Origin of the sequence: Pseudomonas sp. 14P_5.3_Bac1 (genome assembly GCF_025466135.1) — a bacterium.
Classification (GTDB): domain Bacteria; phylum Pseudomonadota; class Gammaproteobacteria; order Pseudomonadales; family Pseudomonadaceae; genus Aquipseudomonas.
In genome coordinates this window covers 1-16,366 of record NZ_JANLOF010000038.1, presented here as the reverse complement: position 1 = coordinate 16,366, position 16,366 = coordinate 1, and the positions used below count along the sequence as shown (strand labels likewise).

Sequence of the window (16,366 nt, the reverse complement as noted above, 5' to 3'; positions counted from 1 at the left end):
CAATCCCGGAAGGAGAAACCCATGGGACAGCGTACGCCTCTGTATGACCTGCATCTCGCCCTCGGCGCGAAAATGGTCGATTTTGGCGGTTGGGATATGCCTCTGCACTACGGCTCGCAAGTTGAAGAACACCATCAGGTGCGACGCGACTGCGGGGTGTTTGACGTATCTCATATGACCGTGATCGATGTCACAGGCCTTCAGGCCAAGGAATGGCTCCAGCACCTGCTGGCCAATGATGTCGATCGTTTGCATGGCTGCGGCCGTGCGCTTTACAGCGCCATGCTCAACGAGCAGGGCGGCGTGGTGGACGACATGATCGTTTACCGCACCGAGACCGGTTATCGGCTGGTGGTCAACGCCGCTACGCGTGATCAGGACATGGCCTGGATGCAAGCACAGCTGGGCGACTACGCGGCGCAGCTGCATGAGCGGCCAGAATTGGCCATGCTCGCCATTCAAGGCCCGCACGCCCGGCAGAAAATCGCCGAGCTGGTCACGCAGGCCCGCGGCACGCTTATCCACCAGCTCAAGCCCTTTGAAGGCCAGGCCGATGGCGATTGGTTTATCGCCCGCACGGGTTACACCGGCGAAGACGGTCTGGAAATTGTCCTGCCGGCCGAGCAGGCTCCGGGCTTTTTCAACGATCTGGTAGGGGCCGGTATTTCACCCATCGGCCTTGGCGCCCGCGATACGCTGCGCCTCGAAGCCGGCATGAACCTGTACGGCCAGGATATTCACCAGGACGTTTCGCCTCTGGCGGCCAATATGGCCTGGAGCATCGCCTGGGAACCGGCTGAGCGTCAGTTCATCGGCCGCACTGCCCTTGAGGCGGAAAAGACCGCAGGTGTGCAGTTCAAATTGGTCGGGCTGGTACTGGAAGAGCGTGGTGTTTTACGCGCTCATCAGGTGGTTCGTATCGCCAATGTTGGCGAAGGGGAGATAACCAGTGGTAGTTTCTCTCCTACGCTGAGCAAATCCATTGCCCTGGCGCGCGTACCGACGGCCACCGCCGATCGGGCCGAAGTGGAAATCCGCGGCAAGTGGTACCCGGTTCGAGTGGTCAAACCGACCTTCGTGCGCCATGGCAAAACCTTGATCTAACTATTTCCGGCAGGCCTGAGGCCGCTGACATTTCTTTTTGAGGACACAGACTATGAGCGATATCCCTGCCGACCTGCGTTTTGCCGAAAGTCACGAGTGGGCCCGCCTGGAAGCCGACGGCACCGTGACCGTCGGTATCTCCGACCATGCTCAGGAAGCTTTGGGTGATGTGGTGTTTGTTGAGTTGGCCGAAGTCGGCGCCAAGTTTGACGCTGAAGGCCAGGCTGGTGTGGTTGAGTCTGTGAAAGCCGCTTCGGATATCTACTCACCGGTTGCTGGCGAAGTGATCGCCGTTAACGAGGAACTGAGTGGCAGCCCTGAACTGCTGAACTCCGACCCGTATGGCGCCTGGATCTTCAAGCTCAAGCCAAGCAACCCGGCTGACCTGGAAAAACTGCTTGATGCTGCTGGCTACAAAGCGGCCATCGGCGAGTAAACGCAAGCCGTCGCAACAGCACAAATCAATGTGGGAGCTGGCTTACCTGCGATAGCATCACTGCGGTGTGGTTGAATCACCGCGGTGCCGGCATCGCAGGCAAGCCAGCTCCCACAGTTGATTGCGGATAGCTGGCAGTTCGTTTTCAGCTCGCTTTCAGTACCGCTTTTACCGCCGCAACCGACCGCTCGACATCCGCCTCTGTCATCGCCGTGAACATCGGCAACGACACGATCAAACGCCCAACACGCTCAGCCACCGGGAACATGCCCTCCTTGAAACCCTGTGCCCGGTACAAGCTCAGCAGGTGGATTGGCGGGTAGTGATAGCCAATGCCGACGCCGTGGGCCTGCATCTGTTCCATGAACGTAGCGCGGGCGGGCAGACCATCCTGACGCTCCGGCAATACCAGCTGGAACAGGTGCCAGTTGCTGTTTTCGAAATCCGCTGGCGGCAGTTGCGCGCCGTATTGCGCTTCAAAATCGCTGCCGAAGCACTTGAAGTAATGGCGTGCCAGTTTCTGGCGATGCGCAGTGATTTTCTCGATATGCGCGAATTGCCCCAGGCCGATGGCTGCGGCTATGTCGGTCATGTTGAATTTGCCACCCAGCACATCCACGTCCAGGCCGTCGAAGCCGGTGCGGGTCACACCTTGCAGGCGATACTTTTCAGCCAGACGGGCTTCCTCGGCGTTGTTCAACACCAGGCAACCGCCTTCGGAAGACGTGATGTTCTTGTTCGCCTGGAAGCTGAACGAGACGAAGTCGCCGGTCGCGCCGATACGCTCGCCATCCCAGCTGGAGCCCAACGCCTGGGCGGCGTCTTCGACAATGCGCAGGTTGTACTTGTTGGCCAGCGCGTAGAGCATCGGCATATCCAGGGGCAGGCCCGCCAGGTACACCGGAATGATCGCCTTGGTGCGTGGGGTGATCGCGGCTTCTACCTGAGCCAGGTCGATATTGCGGGTGACTGGGTCGATATCCGCAAATACCGGCGTGGCCCCTACTTCCAGAATCACGTTGGCCGTGGCGACCCAGGAAATCGGCGTGGTGATCACTTCATCGCCAGGCCCGATGCCGGCGATGCGCAACGCGATCTCCATGGTGCAGGTGCCGGAATTGAAGGTCCGCACCGGACGGCCGCCAAAGTATTCCGAAAGCTGTGCTTCGAACGCCTGCACTTTCGGCCCGCTGGTGATCCAGCCCGAGCGCAGTACATCGCCGACCGCCGAGATGGTCGCTTCGTCAATGGTAGGTTTGGAAAACGGCAGAAAGGGCTGTTGGCTCATAACGACGAAGGCATCCGTTTCAGATAGGCGATGAGTAATAGAGGTATCAGTACCGCATGGTTGCACGGCTCGACTGAATATAGCCTGTCGTCGGTGAACGAATTGTCATGTTGCGCATAAAAAATGCCGCTTATCAGCGGCATTTTCTGTTGCAGGTCAGAATGAAACGCGCGCTTCAAGAAACACATTCTGCTCTTTGAGTTTGCCCTTGAGCTGTTCATCGCGGGCGTTTATCCGGTTAGCGAAGGTGTTGTAGCCGGTTTCGACCTTGCCCATGTCCACGTAACGCCAACCTGTGCCCAAAGTGACCTTTTCGCTGACCTTGGCCTCCAGGCCCAAGCCTGCGCTGTAGGCAAAGTTGTAGTGGCGGTTACTGGCGAACTGGCGAGTCGCATTGCTCTGGTACCCCGCGGCATCGATTTGCGCCATGCCGATACCGGCCATTGCGTAGAACGACAGCCAGTCATTGACCGGGATATTTTTATAGCCGTTGAGCATCACGCGCTGGCTGTCGACCTCCAGGCGGTTAACGTTGGTATTGAAAGGGGCCCAATAGGAGTCGAACGTCGAGCTGCTGCGCGTGGTGTATTCCCCTTCCAGGCGCCAGCCATCGGCAAAGGCGTAACCTAGAGCCAATGACCCAGTGAACGCCTTGTTACTGTCAGGGGCCTCCACGCGATCAGTGACGCGTGGGCTGGTCAATTGCGCACTGGAGAGGTTCTGACGGGCACTGTTGAGTTTTGCCGACCCGTACCAATTTTCTGCTTGAGCCAAAGGTGCAGCTAACGCAGAGAGAGCCAAAGCGTAAGCAAGTTTTTGCATGGGAGAGGATTCACTTTAACTAAGAGAATCTCAGTGTGGCGCTTGGTACTTTTGTGTTCGGCAGGAGTTTTCCGCTTTCAACGGGAAAAAGCAGAAGGTCTGGGCGGCGGCGGCGATCGTAGAGAAACAGGCATAAAAAATGCCGCTTAAAAAGCGGCATTTTTTATGGGCAGGTATTACTCGGTCACAGCATTTTTCGCGAGGATGGCGTTGGCCAACTCCATGTCCGTGGCCTGCAGGCCAGGGTTGTCGGCGCGAACTTTCTGCATGGCAGCTTCCAGGTACGGGCCGCGGATGCCGCCGTCGCTGGCGACAAAGCTACCGGCGTCGTCTTGGGCGGCGACCACCAGCTTGTGGTCCTTGAAGGTCAGGTACGTCGAGCCAGTCGTGGCGCCCGACGAGATGACATTGCGCCAGAAGCTGTCGGCCATGGCTGAACCGACAGGTAGGGAAAGCACAGCGAGGGTCGCGACAGCATATTTGAGACGCATGGTGGGTGACTCCGGGTGGGTTATCTGAACAGTTTGATTGTAGATAACCCAGGCGAGTTCCATCACTGACTAAACAGTTTCGACCTGTAAAACCACGCCATCCTGACCAATGACACGTACTTGAGCGCCCACGGGGCTGTCCGGCCCGGTTGCCATCCACACGCCATCGCCGACTTTTATCTTGCCTCGGCCATCGACGATGGCTTGATGCACCACAAAGGTGCGACCTATCAATTCCGAGCCGCGCATATTCAGCCCCGGCTGATCGCTGACTTTGGCGCTGCTGCGCTGGCGCTTCCACCAGTACACCGCTGTGAGGATCGACAACACGGCAAATAGCAGCAGCTGCCATTCCAGCCCGAGCGGTGGGATCAAAAACTTGATCACGCCCACAGCAGCTGCAGCGATCCCCATCCACAGCAGGTAGCCACCGGCGCCGAATACTTCAAGAATCAACAGCACCGTACCCAGTGCCAACCAATCCCAGAACGACAGATGCTGCAGGAAATCCCACATGGCGATCGCCTCAGCCTTTCTTGTTGTCGAACGTTGCCTTGACGATTTCGCCGATCCCACCGACGGCGCCAATCACCTGGCTGGCTTCCAGCGGCATCAGGATGACTTTGCTGTTGTTGGCCGACGCCAGCTTGCCCAATGCATCGATGTATTTCTGCGCCACGAAGTAATTGATGGCCTGCACGTTACCGGTGGCGATTGCTTCGGACACCACCTGGGTCGCACGGGCCTCTGCTTCTGCCTGGCGTTCACGGGCTTCGGATTCGAGGAAGGCTGCCTGGCGTCCACCTTCGGCTTCAAGGATCTGCGCCTGCTTCTTGCCTTCGGCGGTCAGGATCGCCGATGCCCGCAGGCCTTCGGCTTCCAGGATCTGCGCACGCTTGATCCGCTCGGCTTTCATCTGGCCGGACATGGCGGCCATCAGGTCGGCGGGTGGGCTGATGTCCTTGATCTCGATCCGGGTGATCTTGATGCCCCACGGCGCCGTGGCTTCGTCCACGGTGCGCAGCAGCTTTTCGTTGATGCCGTCACGCTGGCTAAGCATCGCGTCCAGCTCCATGGAGCCGAGCACGGTACGGATATTGGTTTGCAGCAGGTTACGGATGGCATGCTCGAGGTTATTGACCTCGTAGGCGGCCTGGGCGGTGTTGACCACTTGGAAGAAGCACACGGCGTCGATCTGCACGGTGGCGTTGTCGGCGGTGATCACTTCCTGGGGCGGGATATCCAGCACGCTTTCCATCACGTTGATCTTGCGACCGATGCGGTCCATGACCGGGATGATGATGTTGAGGCCAGGTTTAAGGGTGTTGGTGTACCGGCCGAAACGCTCGACCGTCCACTGGTAACCCTGAGGCACCACCTTGAAACCCATGAAAAGGATGGCCACGGCCAACCCCACGAAAAGAAGCAGTACGGTTCCGATCTGCATAGCGATTCCCTATCTGATGGTGTCAGTGAAGCGACGTGCGGCCGATTGTAACGGTCTGGTCACTGATAAGGACGGTTTCAGGGTGCAACAAGCAAATCATTTGTTTCTGAATCCCCAGGCGTTACCCGTAATACTTCTGCCATCGTTGTCAGCCCGGCATTCACTTTGTCGATGCCGCTCATCCGCAGGCTACGCATGCCTTGGCTCCGCGATGCCCGACGTAAGGCCTGCACGTCGGCGCCCGGTGTGATCAGCGCCTTGAGCTTCTCGTCCATCACCATGATTTCGTAGAGCCCGGCGCGGCCTCGATAACCGCTATCACGGCAGTCCGCGCAGCCGACCGCTTCATGGGTATTGCCGTGCCCAGTCACCCCACGTTTGCAGTGAGGGCACAAAAGCCGCACCAAGCGCTGCGCCATCACACCTATCAGCGTAGCTTTGATCAAATAATGAGCAATGCCAAGTTCCTGCAAACGGCTGATAGCGCTGGGTGCATCGTTGGTGTGCAGGGTCGATAGCACCAGGTGCCCGGTGAGCGCAGCCTGGATGGCCATTTCTGCCGTTTCCTGATCGCGAATCTCACCGATCATGATGATGTCCGGGTCCTGGCGCAGCAGTGCGCGAACACCGCTGGCGAAGGTCAGGTCGATGTTGTGCTGCACCTGCATCTGGTTAAAGGCGGGTTCCACCATTTCTATCGGGTCTTCCACCGTGCACAGGTTGACCTCGCGGGTCGCCAGGTGCTTGAGCGTGGTGTAGAGCGTGCTGGTCTTGCCTGAACCGGTAGGCCCGGTGACCAGGATGATGCCGTTGGCCTGACCGGCCATGGCATGCCAGCGTTGCTGATCATCTGCAGACAAACCCAACTGGTCAAAATCCTTGAGCAAGACGTGCGGGTCGAAAATCCGCATCACCAGTTTTTCGCCAAACGCTGTCGGCAGTGTGGAGAGGCGCAACTCCACTTCGATGCCCGCCGGGCTCTTGGTCTTGACCCGGCCGTCCTGGGGTTTGCGTTTTTCCGCCACATTCATACGGCCCAGACTTTTCAGGCGGCTGACCACCGCCATGGTGACCTGGGGTGGAAACTGATAGACGTCATGCAGCAGCCCGTCGATGCGAAAACGCACGCGGCCCTGGTCGCGACAGGGTTCGATATGAATGTCACTGGCTCGCTGGCCGAAGGCGTACTGCAACAGCCAGTCGACGATGTTGACGATATGCGCGTCATTGGCGTCCGGCTCCTGATCACCGGTGCCGAGGTTGAGCAGTTCGAAGTTGCCAGCCACCGCGACTTTTTGATCGGCACCGCTGACGGACTTGGCCAGCCGGTAGAAGTCACCGATACAGCGCTGAATCTCTCGGGGGTTGGCGACCACGCGCCTGATCGAGCGCTTGAGCACCTGTGCCAAACCGGCCTCCCATCCACGGATATGCGGCTGGGCGCTGGCGACGGTGACGGTCTGCGCATCCACCGCCACCGCGAGGATGGCGTGGCGTTGCGCGAACGCGTGGGACATCAACGGCACCACCGCCGCCACGTCGATCTTCAGCGGGTCGATACGCAGATAAGGTTGCCCGACATGCCCGGCAAGCCATTGAGTCAACGTTTCGAGGCAAGGCCCTTCAGCCGCGATGCTTTCCAACGGATGTCGAGTGGCGGGTGCTTTCGCTGACCTTTGGGCCTCGTCCGCTGTAATCAGCCCCTGCTCGACCAATGCAGGTAACAGTTGATGCAGTTCCAATCGATGATCGTGCAAGGCGGCGAGCATGAAGAATTCCTGAGTGACGGCGGGCGTAATCTCAGGCTAGCCATCCTCTGAACGCCCACCGCTCAGGGTGTATTGCAGGTTTTTACTGATTGGCCGCCGCCACCGCGTGAGGCCGCGGGGAATCGGCCTGCCACACCTCCAGCGAGCACACGCTGATCAGGTTTCGAATCTTTTCACCGATCACCTGGGCACGGTGCCAGCTCAGGCCGTTCATCACGATATCAATGCTCAGCAGGTCGTCGTCACGGCGCACATTGACCTGTTGCGGCGTCAGGAACTGCAGCGCGAAGTAATTCAGTACCCGGCACAGCAGGTCCGGTTCTGCCTCGGCGGTGATCTGATAATGCGCTTGGCAGTGGGCGCTGTTGACGGCCCATGCATCGAGACGCGTAGCGGGGCAGGTGGTTTCGACGGCGTGCATGCTGACTCTCCAGATTCGACTGGAGAAATTTTTACATTCGCACGCGGAGATTTCTTATCTAAGATGCGCCCTATTGGTGAAAAAACGACTCAAGTAATTCAGGCTTAGCGCCTTCATAGGTATTTTTATGCACAGTGAGTTGGACGCCTACGACCGCCGCATTCTGGCCCTGCTGCAAGAGGACGCCTCGCTTTCCAGCGCGCAGATCGCCGAGCAGGTGGGTCTCTCGCAATCGCCATGCTGGCGGCGTATTCAACGGCTTAAAGAGGAGGGCGTGATTCGCGCGCAGGTCACGCTGCTGGACCGCAAGAAGATCGGCCTCAACACGCAGATTTTTGCCGAGGTCAAACTCAATGCTCACGGACGGTCCAACTTCACCGAATTCACCGAAGCGATTCGCGGGTTTCCGGAAGTCCTGGAGTGCTATGTGCTGATGGGGGCGGTGGATTTTCTGCTGCGCATCGTTACCTCTGACATCGAGGCGTATGAGCGGTTTTTCTTCGAGAAGCTGTCGATGGTACCGGGGATTCAGGAGGTGAACTCGATTGTGGCCCTGTCGGAGATCAAGTCCACCACCAGCCTGCCAGTGTTGCGCTGACTGTGGGAGCGGGCAAGCCCGCTCCCACATTTGACCGAGTTGCCTGGTATTACAGACGCAGCAACGTCTTCCATGCACGGTTCTGATACACCGCAATCGCCTGATGCATACGCGCATCCAGCGACTCGTCGGTAATCGGCTGATTAGCCAGTACCGCCAGCTTGTTCAGCTCGCCGTACAAGCGGTCCAGTTCCGGAATATCCACCACCTGACGCGCGTGGTGCAGCCAGGCCTGGATGCGTTCAATGCGCGGCAGCTGCTCGGCCAGGTCTTCCGGTTGTTGCTGGTAACGTTGCAGTTGCAGGGCAACGGCGTCGTCAGCCAGCAGGCGCGGCAGCCAGTTGGTGATTTGCGCAGCGCCCTGGCGGTTGCCACGTACGTTGCGGTCGGCGGTCCAGGTGCGGGCCAGCAGCCAGCGCGAGGTGTTCAGCGAGAACAAGCCCCAGCGCACGTCTTGCAGTTCTTCAACAAACTGTTCCGGCGCGGCTTTGCGGATGTCTTCATCGTCGTCACCGGCCTGCACCAGTGGGCGCCAGTCTTCCAGCAATGCATCGAGTGCGCTGCGCAGCTCGCTGGTGGATTGACGCGGGGCGGCCTGACCGAGGCTGCCGATCAGCGCGCGCAGTTCACCGAGGTTTTCGACCCAGTCCTGCAGCAAGCGCCAGTGTCCATTGAAGCGATATTGCTCGGCCAGGCGCTGGCTGCTGCCCAACAGGTGCCACATGATCGCGGCGAAGGCGTCGTCCAGCGGCATTTCGGCGTGGATCTGCGGCGCCGGCAGGCTCAGCGAGTAGCTGCTGGCGTCATACAGACGGTAGCCGCGCTCGGCCTTGCTGATATCGCACGGCATCAGCGCCAGGGTGGCGGCCAGTTCGGCGGCCAGTTCCAGCAGGGCGGCCGGTTCACCTTCGCGCAGTTCCAGTTCCAGCTCGCAGATTTCTTCTTTCTGCTTGCCGACCACGACGTGGCCCAGGTCCAGAGCGGCTTCGATCACGACCTTGGCCTTGCCACGGCCCCAGGCGATTTCGGCACGTTCGCGCACAAAATCGGTGGTGAAAATCGGCTTGAGGGTCTTTTTGTCCAACTCGGCCAGTTGCTCGGGCCAGCATTCGCCGTCGAGCTTCTTCACGTCGAGCTTGGCTTTGGGCAGGTCCCAGTTGTACTCGTTGCGTTCCGACAAGCCGGCGACGCTTTGGCCACGGGTCTTGAGGGTCTGGATGATTTCGTCACCGTCCTTGCGCAAACGCAGGGCGACTTTGGCCTGAGCCAGGTCGCGCTCGGGGGTGTCGAAGTATTGGTTCATCAACTCACGGCGTTCCCAGCCACTTTTGTTGCGTTTTTTCAGTAGCGGGTGCTCACGCAGCGCGGCGAGTGTTTCGCGGCTGACGCGGAGCTTGATTTCGGTTTCTTTCTGCATGGCCGGAAAATCCAGGATCGGGAGCGCAGCCGGGGAAAAGAGTGGCTGCCAAGGTCGTGCAGTGTACAGGACTGAGCCCGGCAACGCGCCGCAACGGTTTATTGTGGCGTGCAGATGGTTCTATAGTGGGGCTCATCCGGGAAGTTGAGAGGCCGCGCATGCCGTTACCGTCCATGAAAGAGCAATTCGCCGCATTGATTGCCGCGCCGTCGGTCAGTTGCACCCAAGCGTCTCTCGACCAGACCAACCGCCCGGTGATCGACCTGCTCGACGGGTGGCTGGGCGACCTGGGTTTCGCCATCGACATCCAGCAAGTCAGCCCGGGCAAGTTCAACCTGCTCGCCAGCTTCGGCAGTGGCCCTGGCGGCCTGGTGCTGGCCGGGCATAGCGATACCGTTCCCTACGACGCCGCGCTGTGGACGACCGATCCGCTCAAGTTGACGGAAGTTGACGGCCGTTGGGTAGGACTGGGCAGTTGCGACATGAAAGGCTTTTTTGCGCTGATCATCGAAGCCGTGCTGCCCTTGCTGGACCAGCCGTTCAAACAACCGCTGCTGATCCTCGCCACGTGCGATGAAGAAAGCTCGATGTCCGGCGCCCGCGCACTGGCCGAGGCCGGGCGCCCGTTGGGCCGCGCGGCGGTGATCGGCGAACCGACGGGCCTCAAGCCGATCCGCCTGCACAAAGGCGTGATGATGGAGCGCATCGACATCCTTGGGCAAAGCGGCCATTCGTCGGACCCAAGCCTGGGCCACAGTGCTCTGGAAGCCATGCACGATGCCATTGGTGAACTGCGCGGCCTGCGGCTGGCCTGGCAGCGCGAGTACCGCAACCCGCAATTCAGCGTGCCGCAACCGACCATGAACTTCGGTTGTATCCACGGCGGCGACAACCCCAACCGTATCTGCGGCCAATGTTCCCTGGAGTTCGACCTGCGGCCCCTGCCGGGCATGGACCCCAAGGTGCTGCGCGACGCTATCCGGCAAAAGCTCGAACCCCTGGCCGAGCGCCATAAAGTCAAGATCGACTACGCGCCGTTGTTCCCCGAAGTGCCGCCGTTCGAGCAGGCCGAAGACGCCGAGCTGGTGCGGGTGGCGGAACGATTGACCGGTCATCGTGCCGAAGCAGTAGCGTTCGGCACCGAAGCGCCTTATCTTCAGCGCCTTGGTTGTGAAACTCTGGTGCTTGGCCCTGGCGATATTGCCTGCGCCCACCAGCCGGGCGAGTACCTCGAAATGTCACGCTTGACGCCTACAGTGCGTCTATTGCGGGAACTGATCGACCATTACTGCCTGAAACCTGCATAAATTAACCCCTGCCCATTCGTACATAAGGAGAGCGAGCGTGTCGCCAAGCCTGTTCCGACGATAACCATCAGCCCGCTGTGCGCTTTTATGTTTCATCCTTTTTTGGCTGCTTTTTATTACAGGCCCAGGTTTTATGCCCGAATACGTCAATTGGCTTCGTCACGCTTCGCCCTACATCAACGCTCACCGCGACTGCACCTTTGTGGTCATGCTGCCCGGCGATGGTGTGGAACATCCCAACTTCGGCAACATCGTCCACGACCTGGTGCTGCTCCATAGCCTGGGCGTGCGGTTGGTATTGGTTCACGGGTCGCGCCCACAAATCGAAGCGCGCCTTGAAGCGCGCGGCCTTACCCCGGCTTATCACGAAGGCCTGCGCATCACGGATGCCGCGACGCTGGAGTGTGTGATCGACGCGGTCGGCCACCTGCGCATTGCTATCGAAGCACGCCTGTCGATGGACATGGCCTCCTCGCCGATGCAGGGCTCGCGCCTGCGCGTCGCCAGCGGCAACCTGGTTACGGCACGGCCGATCGGAGTGCTTGAAGGCGTGGATTACCACCATACCGGCGAAGTGCGCCGGGTCGACCGCAAGGGCATCAACCGCCTGCTGGACGAGCGCTCCATCGTGCTGCTGTCGCCGTTGGGTTACTCACCGACCGGCGAAATCTTCAACCTGGCCTGCGAAGACGTCGCCACCCGCGCCGCCATCGACCTGGGCGCCGACAAGCTGCTGCTGTTTGGCGCCGATCTGGGCCTGATCGACGAACATGGTCGCCTGGTCCGCGAGCTGCGTCCGCAGCAAGTGCCGGCGCACCTGCAGCGCCTGGGCAGCAACTATCAAGCTGAACTGTTGGACGCTGCCGCCGAAGCGTGCCGTGGCGGGGTAGGGCGCAGCCATATCGTCAGCTACGCCGAAGACGGCGCGTTGCTCACCGAGCTGTTCACCCGGGACGGCGGCGGTACGCTGGTGGCCCAGGAGCAATTCGAACAGGTGCGCGAGGCGGCGATTGAGGACGTCGGCGGTTTGCTCGACCTGATCAGCCCGCTGGAAGAGCAGGGCATTCTGGTGCGGCGTTCGCGGGAAGTGCTGGAGCGTGAGATCGAGCAGTTCAGTGTGGTTGAGCGCGAAGGCATGATCATCGCTTGTGCGGCGCTGTATCAGATCGCGGATTCGGATGCAGGGGAGCTGGCGTGTCTGGCGGTCAACCCGGAGTATCGTCACGGCGCACGCGGCGACGTGTTGCTGGAGCGCATCGAGACCCGTGCGCGGGCGCAGGGTTTGAAGACGCTGTTTGTGCTCACCACGCGAACCGCACACTGGTTCCGCGAGCGCGGGTTTGTGCCGAGCAGCGTCGACCGCCTGCCGTCAGCGCGGGCGTCGCTGTACAACTATCAGCGTAACTCGAAGATTTTCGAGAAGGCTCTGTAAGCCTGATCTTCCTGCCTGATAAAGAGCTGGCTCATGTGGGAGCTGGCTTGCCTGCGATGCAGCCGACTCGGTTTTTCAGATAAACCGAGGTGATGCTATCGCAGGCAAGCCAGCTCCCACATTTGATTACCTTATTGGCTGATGAATTTATCGGTCACAAAGGCCGAGTAGTCCGGCAACACCGTCTCAACCTTCCCCTGTTCCTTCAAAAACTTCGCCGTTTCCCCAATCGCTTTCGCCGTGCCCCCTTTAAGCAGGGCATCGGTTTGTTGCGCCTGGGCGTCCGGGAAGGTGCTGCCGGCCAACAGCTCAGGAATATCGGCCGCATTTGAACCTGTCAGTTTGGCGATTTTCTGCACCGGCTCCGAATCCACTGTCCAGCCGTCTTTATGGGCGGCGTAGTCGGCGAATGCATCCAGCGTGACCTTGGCAAACTTGGCCACTGCGTCAGGATGTTTTTCCGCGAAATCTTTGCGCGCTACCCACACCTCAAATGTCGGCGCCCCCCACTGGCCCACCTGGGCTGCGTCTGTCAGGGTTTTTCCGGTCTTGCGGATTTCTCCCAGCGCCGGTGACCACACGAAGGCGCCGTCGATATCGCCACGTTTCCACGCGGCCGCAATTTCCGCGGGCTGCAGGTTCACTACTTTGACTTGTTTGGTGTCCAGCCCCCAATGTTTCAGCGCGCCGAGCAGGCTGTAATGAGAGGTTGAGACGAAGGGCGTAGCGATGGTTTTACCGATCAGGTCCTGCGGTTTGTCGATGCCACTGCCATTGCGCACAACCAGGGCTTCAGAAGCATTGATCTGCGCCGATACGATAAAGGCCACGATGGGTAGATTGCGTGAAGCCGCCGCTGCGAGGGGGCTGGAACCGAGGTTGCCGATTTGCACATCGCCAGACGCAATCGCGGTTACAACGTCGGGCCCACTGTTGAAACGGCGCCAGGCAATCTTCTCGCCGAGGGCTTTTTCGTAGAGGCCGTCGGCCTGTGGGACTTTGCTGGGGTCGATGCCGGTTTGGTAGCCGATGGTTAAATCGGCCGCTTTGACACCAAAAGAAAGTATTAGTGACACAAAAACTGTAACAAATTGACGGGAGGATGTGCCTTTGGCCATGATGGCGTCGCCTTTTTGATCGTGGGTGACGTATGCAACAGTACGGCCACACTAATCGATCTAAAAAAAGGCTATTAAATACCCTTTAGGAATTAGCTTATGGAGCGGTTGGTCTACGCTGATCGGCTCGCCTCATGGAAAGGCTTATTCCTGGATCGTATGAAAAAGAATGAAACAATTCTTTTTGGGTGTATGAAAAACTCATTACCCTGCAGGGACCAAATTAACTGCGGTTAGACGAAGGTAGTAGACATACAAAGTTACGATTGACTTGGTAGTCACTATCTGGCGCTAATCGCGCATCTGTGGATCCGGGGCGTCAGACCCAGGACCTAAGAAATACAAAAATTAGAAATGAGAGGAGCGGTACATGAAGAAGTCAACATTGGCGTTGGCCGTGGCTGTCGCTGCGATTGCCCAACAGGCAAACTCCGCCGGTTTCATCGATGACAGCAAAGTAACACTGGGTCTGCGTAACTTTTACATCAACACCGACAACCGTGATTTGAAGCCTTCGGCGACCTCGAACACCCGCAGCAAGAACGCTGAATGGGGCCAAGGTTTTGACCTGCGTTTCATCTCCGGCTTCACCGAAGGGACCGTTGGTTTCGGTCTTGATGCTATCGGCCTGTACGGCGTACGTCTGGATTCCAGCCGTGCCGATCACGGTAACTACACGGGCACCGCGTCTGGCGGCACCGTGTTCCCAAGCGATGGCAACAAAGCGGTCAACGATTTCGCCAGCCTGGGTGTGACCGGTAAGGTCAAGGTTTCCCAGACCGTGCTGAAAATCGGCACCCTGCAGCCAAACAACCCGGTTATCAAAACCAACGACGGTCGTCTGCTGCCGCAAACGTTCCAAGGTGGCGAGATCTCCTCGAACGAGATCAAGGACCTGACCCTGACTGCCGGTCAGATCGAGCACTCCAAGGGCCGTAACTCCAGCAACAACGAAGGCCTGTCGCTGGCGGGTGCCAACGGTAGCTCGAACTATGACGCTGGCAACTTCGTCAACAAGTTCTACTACGCCGGTGCTGACTACAAAATCACCAAAGATCTGACCGCTTCGTACTACTACGGCGAGCTGAAAGACTTTTACGCGCAGAACTTCCTGGGCTTGGTCCACAACTGGGCTATCGGTCCTGGCGTGTTGAAAAGTGACCTGCGTTACTACCGCAGCCGCGACAACGGCGCCAACGGCAACGAAGCGGGCTACTACACTTCGGGTTACTACTCGGATCACCCGACCAACGCCACCAAGGTTAAAGGCAAGGTCGACAACGATCTGTACAGCTACCTGGCGTTGTACTCGGTTGCCGGTCACACCTTCGGCGGTGGCTACCAGTACACCAAGGGCGACAGCGACTTCCCTTGGCTGAACCAAGGTGATGGCTCTTCGAACAGCACCACCACCGACATGCAAATCCAGAAGTTTGCCCGTGCTGGCGAACGCACCTGGCAAGCTCGCTACGCGTATGACTTCGCCAAGGTTGGCCTGCCAGGCCTGACTGCTGGTGTTGTCTACCTCAAAGGCAGCAACATCCAGACCACCGCCGGTGATAAAACCGAGTGGGAACGCGACCTGACTCTGGCTTACGTTGTTCCAGAAGGCCCGCTGAAAAACCTCGGCGTCGCCTGGAAAAACGCTATGTGGCGTACCGACCTGGTTAACACCCGTGCCCAGGACGAAAACCGCGTAATCGTTAGCTACAGCTACGCGTTCAAGTAAGAGCGTAAAACCTTGCCCGGCGCAACGCCGGGCAAGGTGCTTTACTTTCAAGTCGGGCTCAACCCCCGCAAGCCCTTCCTGAATCCCATCTTTGTACAGCGTCTCAAGGCCTTCTCGAACCTTGTGATGGATGTTGATCCTCGGCCTTTCCCGCGTCCAATGAATTGATTTTTAATATTCGTTTATCGTCTAAATAAATCGATATTTATTCTTTTTAAATAATCTTCAACCCATGCACAGTGGGCTCCATAAGCACTCACCAGGAGCCACACCATGAGCCTAAGACTGGGCGACATCGCCCCCGACTTCGAACAGGATTCCAGCGCCGGCAAGATTCGTTTCCACGAATGGTTGGGCGATAGCTGGGGCGTGCTGTTTTCCCATCCGGCGGACTTCACCCCGGTGTGCACCACCGAGCTTGGCTTTACCGCCAAGCTCAAGGACGAATTCGCCAAGCGCGGCGTCAAGGCCATTGCCCTGTCGGTCGACCCGGTGGACTCGCACCACAAGTGGATCGAAGACATCAATGAAACCCAGAACACGGTCGTCAACTTCCCGATCCTCGCCGACGCCGATCGCAAAGTCTCGGACCTGTATGACCTGATCCACCCGAACGCCAGTGACACCCTCACCGTGCGCTCCTTGTTCGTGATCGACCCGAACAAGAAGATCCGCCTGACGATTACCTACCCGGCCAGCACCGGCCGCAATTTTCACGAAATCCTCCGGGTCATCGACTCGCTGCAACTGACCGATAACCACAAGGTGGCCACGCCCGCCAATTGGCAGGACGGTGATGAGGTGGTGATTGTGCCGTCGCTCAAGGATGAGGAAGAGATCAAGAAGCGCTTTCCCAAGGGCTATCGCGCCGTGAAGCCGTACCTGCGCCTTACCCCACAGCCTAACCGTTAACACTGGCACCGCCATCGCGGGGGCCCCCCCCCCCCCCCCCCCCCCCCCCCCCCCCGGGGGGGGGGGGGGGGGGCC

General features: G+C 59.0%; 16 protein-coding genes. 7 read left to right on the top strand and 9 right to left on the bottom strand.

Annotated elements, in window-relative coordinates:
• Positions 1–21: 21 nt before the first annotated feature.
• Both gcvT and gcvH read left to right on the top strand, forming a co-directional pair.
• Complete coding sequence (gene gcvT, locus NTD89_RS08725; protein ID WP_262207136.1) at positions 22–1,104, top strand: glycine cleavage system aminomethyltransferase GcvT; 1,083 nt, start codon at positions 22–24, stop codon at positions 1,102–1,104.
• A gap of 52 nt (positions 1,105–1,156) precedes the next feature.
• A complete protein-coding gene (gcvH, locus tag NTD89_RS08720; RefSeq protein ID WP_262207134.1) occupies positions 1,157–1,540 on the top strand; it encodes a glycine cleavage system protein GcvH in 384 nt (127 codons plus the stop codon).
• A 145-nt stretch (positions 1,541–1,685) separates the two neighbouring features.
• Here the strand turns inward: gcvH and NTD89_RS08715 are convergent, their stop codons facing one another.
• From NTD89_RS08715 to NTD89_RS08685, 7 genes are all read right to left on the bottom strand, one after another.
• Complete coding sequence (locus NTD89_RS08715) at positions 1,686–2,828, bottom strand: DegT/DnrJ/EryC1/StrS family aminotransferase (RefSeq protein ID WP_145157933.1); 1,143 nt, start codon at positions 2,826–2,828, stop codon at positions 1,686–1,688.
• Between the two features lie 156 nt (positions 2,829–2,984).
• Positions 2,985–3,650 carry an outer membrane protein gene (locus tag NTD89_RS08710; protein WP_262207132.1) on the bottom strand — a complete coding sequence of 222 codons (666 nt, stop codon included), beginning with the start codon at positions 3,648–3,650 and terminating at the stop codon, positions 2,985–2,987.
• Positions 3,651–3,826: 176 nt separating this feature from the next.
• The gene (locus tag NTD89_RS08705; protein ID WP_003176799.1) at positions 3,827–4,141 is read right to left on the bottom strand and encodes a DUF2388 domain-containing protein; all 315 of its coding nucleotides are present in this window, start codon (positions 4,139–4,141) and stop codon (positions 3,827–3,829) included.
• Between the two features lie 69 nt (positions 4,142–4,210).
• On the bottom strand, positions 4,211–4,657 hold the full coding sequence (locus NTD89_RS08700; protein WP_242199742.1) for an NfeD family protein: 447 nt from the start codon (positions 4,655–4,657) through the stop codon (positions 4,211–4,213).
• A 10-nt stretch (positions 4,658–4,667) separates the two neighbouring features.
• A complete protein-coding gene (locus NTD89_RS08695) occupies positions 4,668–5,588 on the bottom strand; it encodes an SPFH domain-containing protein (protein WP_024077991.1) in 921 nt (306 codons plus the stop codon).
• A gap of 77 nt (positions 5,589–5,665) precedes the next feature.
• Complete coding sequence (locus tag NTD89_RS08690) at positions 5,666–7,357, bottom strand: GspE/PulE family protein (protein WP_262207130.1); 1,692 nt, start codon at positions 7,355–7,357, stop codon at positions 5,666–5,668.
• A gap of 82 nt (positions 7,358–7,439) precedes the next feature.
• On the bottom strand, positions 7,440–7,778 hold the full coding sequence (locus NTD89_RS08685) for a hypothetical protein (protein ID WP_262207128.1): 339 nt from the start codon (positions 7,776–7,778) through the stop codon (positions 7,440–7,442).
• Between the two features lie 127 nt (positions 7,779–7,905).
• Between NTD89_RS08685 and NTD89_RS08680 the strand changes: the two genes are divergently transcribed.
• Positions 7,906–8,376, top strand: coding sequence for an Lrp/AsnC family transcriptional regulator (locus NTD89_RS08680; RefSeq protein WP_145157919.1), 471 nt, complete (start codon positions 7,906–7,908; stop codon positions 8,374–8,376).
• Positions 8,377–8,425: 49 nt separating this feature from the next.
• Here NTD89_RS08680 and NTD89_RS08675 read toward each other — a convergent pair whose 3' ends face one another.
• Positions 8,426–9,793 carry an inorganic triphosphatase gene (locus NTD89_RS08675; RefSeq protein ID WP_242199752.1) on the bottom strand — a complete coding sequence of 456 codons (1,368 nt, stop codon included), beginning with the start codon at positions 9,791–9,793 and terminating at the stop codon, positions 8,426–8,428.
• A 158-nt stretch (positions 9,794–9,951) separates the two neighbouring features.
• Here NTD89_RS08675 and argE point away from each other — a divergent pair, with 158 nt between their 5' ends.
• The gene (argE, locus tag NTD89_RS08670; protein WP_262207127.1) at positions 9,952–11,100 is read left to right on the top strand and encodes an acetylornithine deacetylase; all 1,149 of its coding nucleotides are present in this window, start codon (positions 9,952–9,954) and stop codon (positions 11,098–11,100) included.
• A gap of 133 nt (positions 11,101–11,233) precedes the next feature.
• Positions 11,234–12,532, top strand: a complete 1,299-nt coding sequence (argA, locus tag NTD89_RS08665) for an amino-acid N-acetyltransferase (protein WP_119737335.1) — start codon at positions 11,234–11,236, stop codon at positions 12,530–12,532.
• Between the two features lie 131 nt (positions 12,533–12,663).
• On the opposite strand, the gene tauA is transcribed toward argA, so the two are convergent.
• Positions 12,664–13,650 (bottom strand): taurine ABC transporter substrate-binding protein, encoded by a 987-nt coding sequence (gene tauA, locus NTD89_RS08660; RefSeq protein WP_262207125.1) that lies wholly within the window; start codon positions 13,648–13,650, stop codon positions 12,664–12,666.
• A 370-nt stretch (positions 13,651–14,020) separates the two neighbouring features.
• Here tauA and NTD89_RS08655 point away from each other — a divergent pair, with 370 nt between their 5' ends.
• Both NTD89_RS08655 and NTD89_RS08650 read left to right on the top strand, forming a co-directional pair.
• On the top strand, positions 14,021–15,379 hold the full coding sequence (locus NTD89_RS08655; RefSeq protein WP_145157909.1) for an OprD family porin: 1,359 nt from the start codon (positions 14,021–14,023) through the stop codon (positions 15,377–15,379).
• A gap of 273 nt (positions 15,380–15,652) precedes the next feature.
• Positions 15,653–16,291 carry a peroxiredoxin gene (locus tag NTD89_RS08650; protein ID WP_003195267.1) on the top strand — a complete coding sequence of 213 codons (639 nt, stop codon included), beginning with the start codon at positions 15,653–15,655 and terminating at the stop codon, positions 16,289–16,291.
• Positions 16,292–16,366: the final 75 nt, after the last annotated feature.

Coding starts and splice junctions, on each gene's coding strand:
- NTD89_RS08655 (WP_145157909.1), top strand. CDS start 14,021: ATGAAGAAGTCAACATTGGCGTTGGCCGTGGCTGTCGCTGCGATTGCC.
- NTD89_RS08715 (WP_145157933.1), bottom strand. CDS start 2,828: ATGAGCCAACAGCCCTTTCTGCCGTTTTCCAAACCTACCATTGACGAA.
- NTD89_RS08650 (WP_003195267.1), top strand. CDS start 15,653: ATGAGCCTAAGACTGGGCGACATCGCCCCCGACTTCGAACAGGATTCC.
- tauA (WP_262207125.1), bottom strand. CDS start 13,650: ATGGCCAAAGGCACATCCTCCCGTCAATTTGTTACAGTTTTTGTGTCA.
- NTD89_RS08695 (WP_024077991.1), bottom strand. CDS start 5,588: ATGCAGATCGGAACCGTACTGCTTCTTTTCGTGGGGTTGGCCGTGGCC.
- NTD89_RS08690 (WP_262207130.1), bottom strand. CDS start 7,357: ATGCTCGCCGCCTTGCACGATCATCGATTGGAACTGCATCAACTGTTA.
- NTD89_RS08685 (WP_262207128.1), bottom strand. CDS start 7,778: ATGCACGCCGTCGAAACCACCTGCCCCGCTACGCGTCTCGATGCATGG.
- argA (WP_119737335.1), top strand. CDS start 11,234: ATGCCCGAATACGTCAATTGGCTTCGTCACGCTTCGCCCTACATCAAC.
- NTD89_RS08675 (WP_242199752.1), bottom strand. CDS start 9,793: ATGCAGAAAGAAACCGAAATCAAGCTCCGCGTCAGCCGCGAAACACTC.
- argE (WP_262207127.1), top strand. CDS start 9,952: ATGCCGTTACCGTCCATGAAAGAGCAATTCGCCGCATTGATTGCCGCG.
- gcvT (WP_262207136.1), top strand. CDS start 22: ATGGGACAGCGTACGCCTCTGTATGACCTGCATCTCGCCCTCGGCGCG.
- NTD89_RS08700 (WP_242199742.1), bottom strand. CDS start 4,657: ATGTGGGATTTCCTGCAGCATCTGTCGTTCTGGGATTGGTTGGCACTG.
- NTD89_RS08705 (WP_003176799.1), bottom strand. CDS start 4,141: ATGCGTCTCAAATATGCTGTCGCGACCCTCGCTGTGCTTTCCCTACCT.
- gcvH (WP_262207134.1), top strand. CDS start 1,157: ATGAGCGATATCCCTGCCGACCTGCGTTTTGCCGAAAGTCACGAGTGG.
- NTD89_RS08710 (WP_262207132.1), bottom strand. CDS start 3,650: ATGCAAAAACTTGCTTACGCTTTGGCTCTCTCTGCGTTAGCTGCACCT.
- NTD89_RS08680 (WP_145157919.1), top strand. CDS start 7,906: ATGCACAGTGAGTTGGACGCCTACGACCGCCGCATTCTGGCCCTGCTG.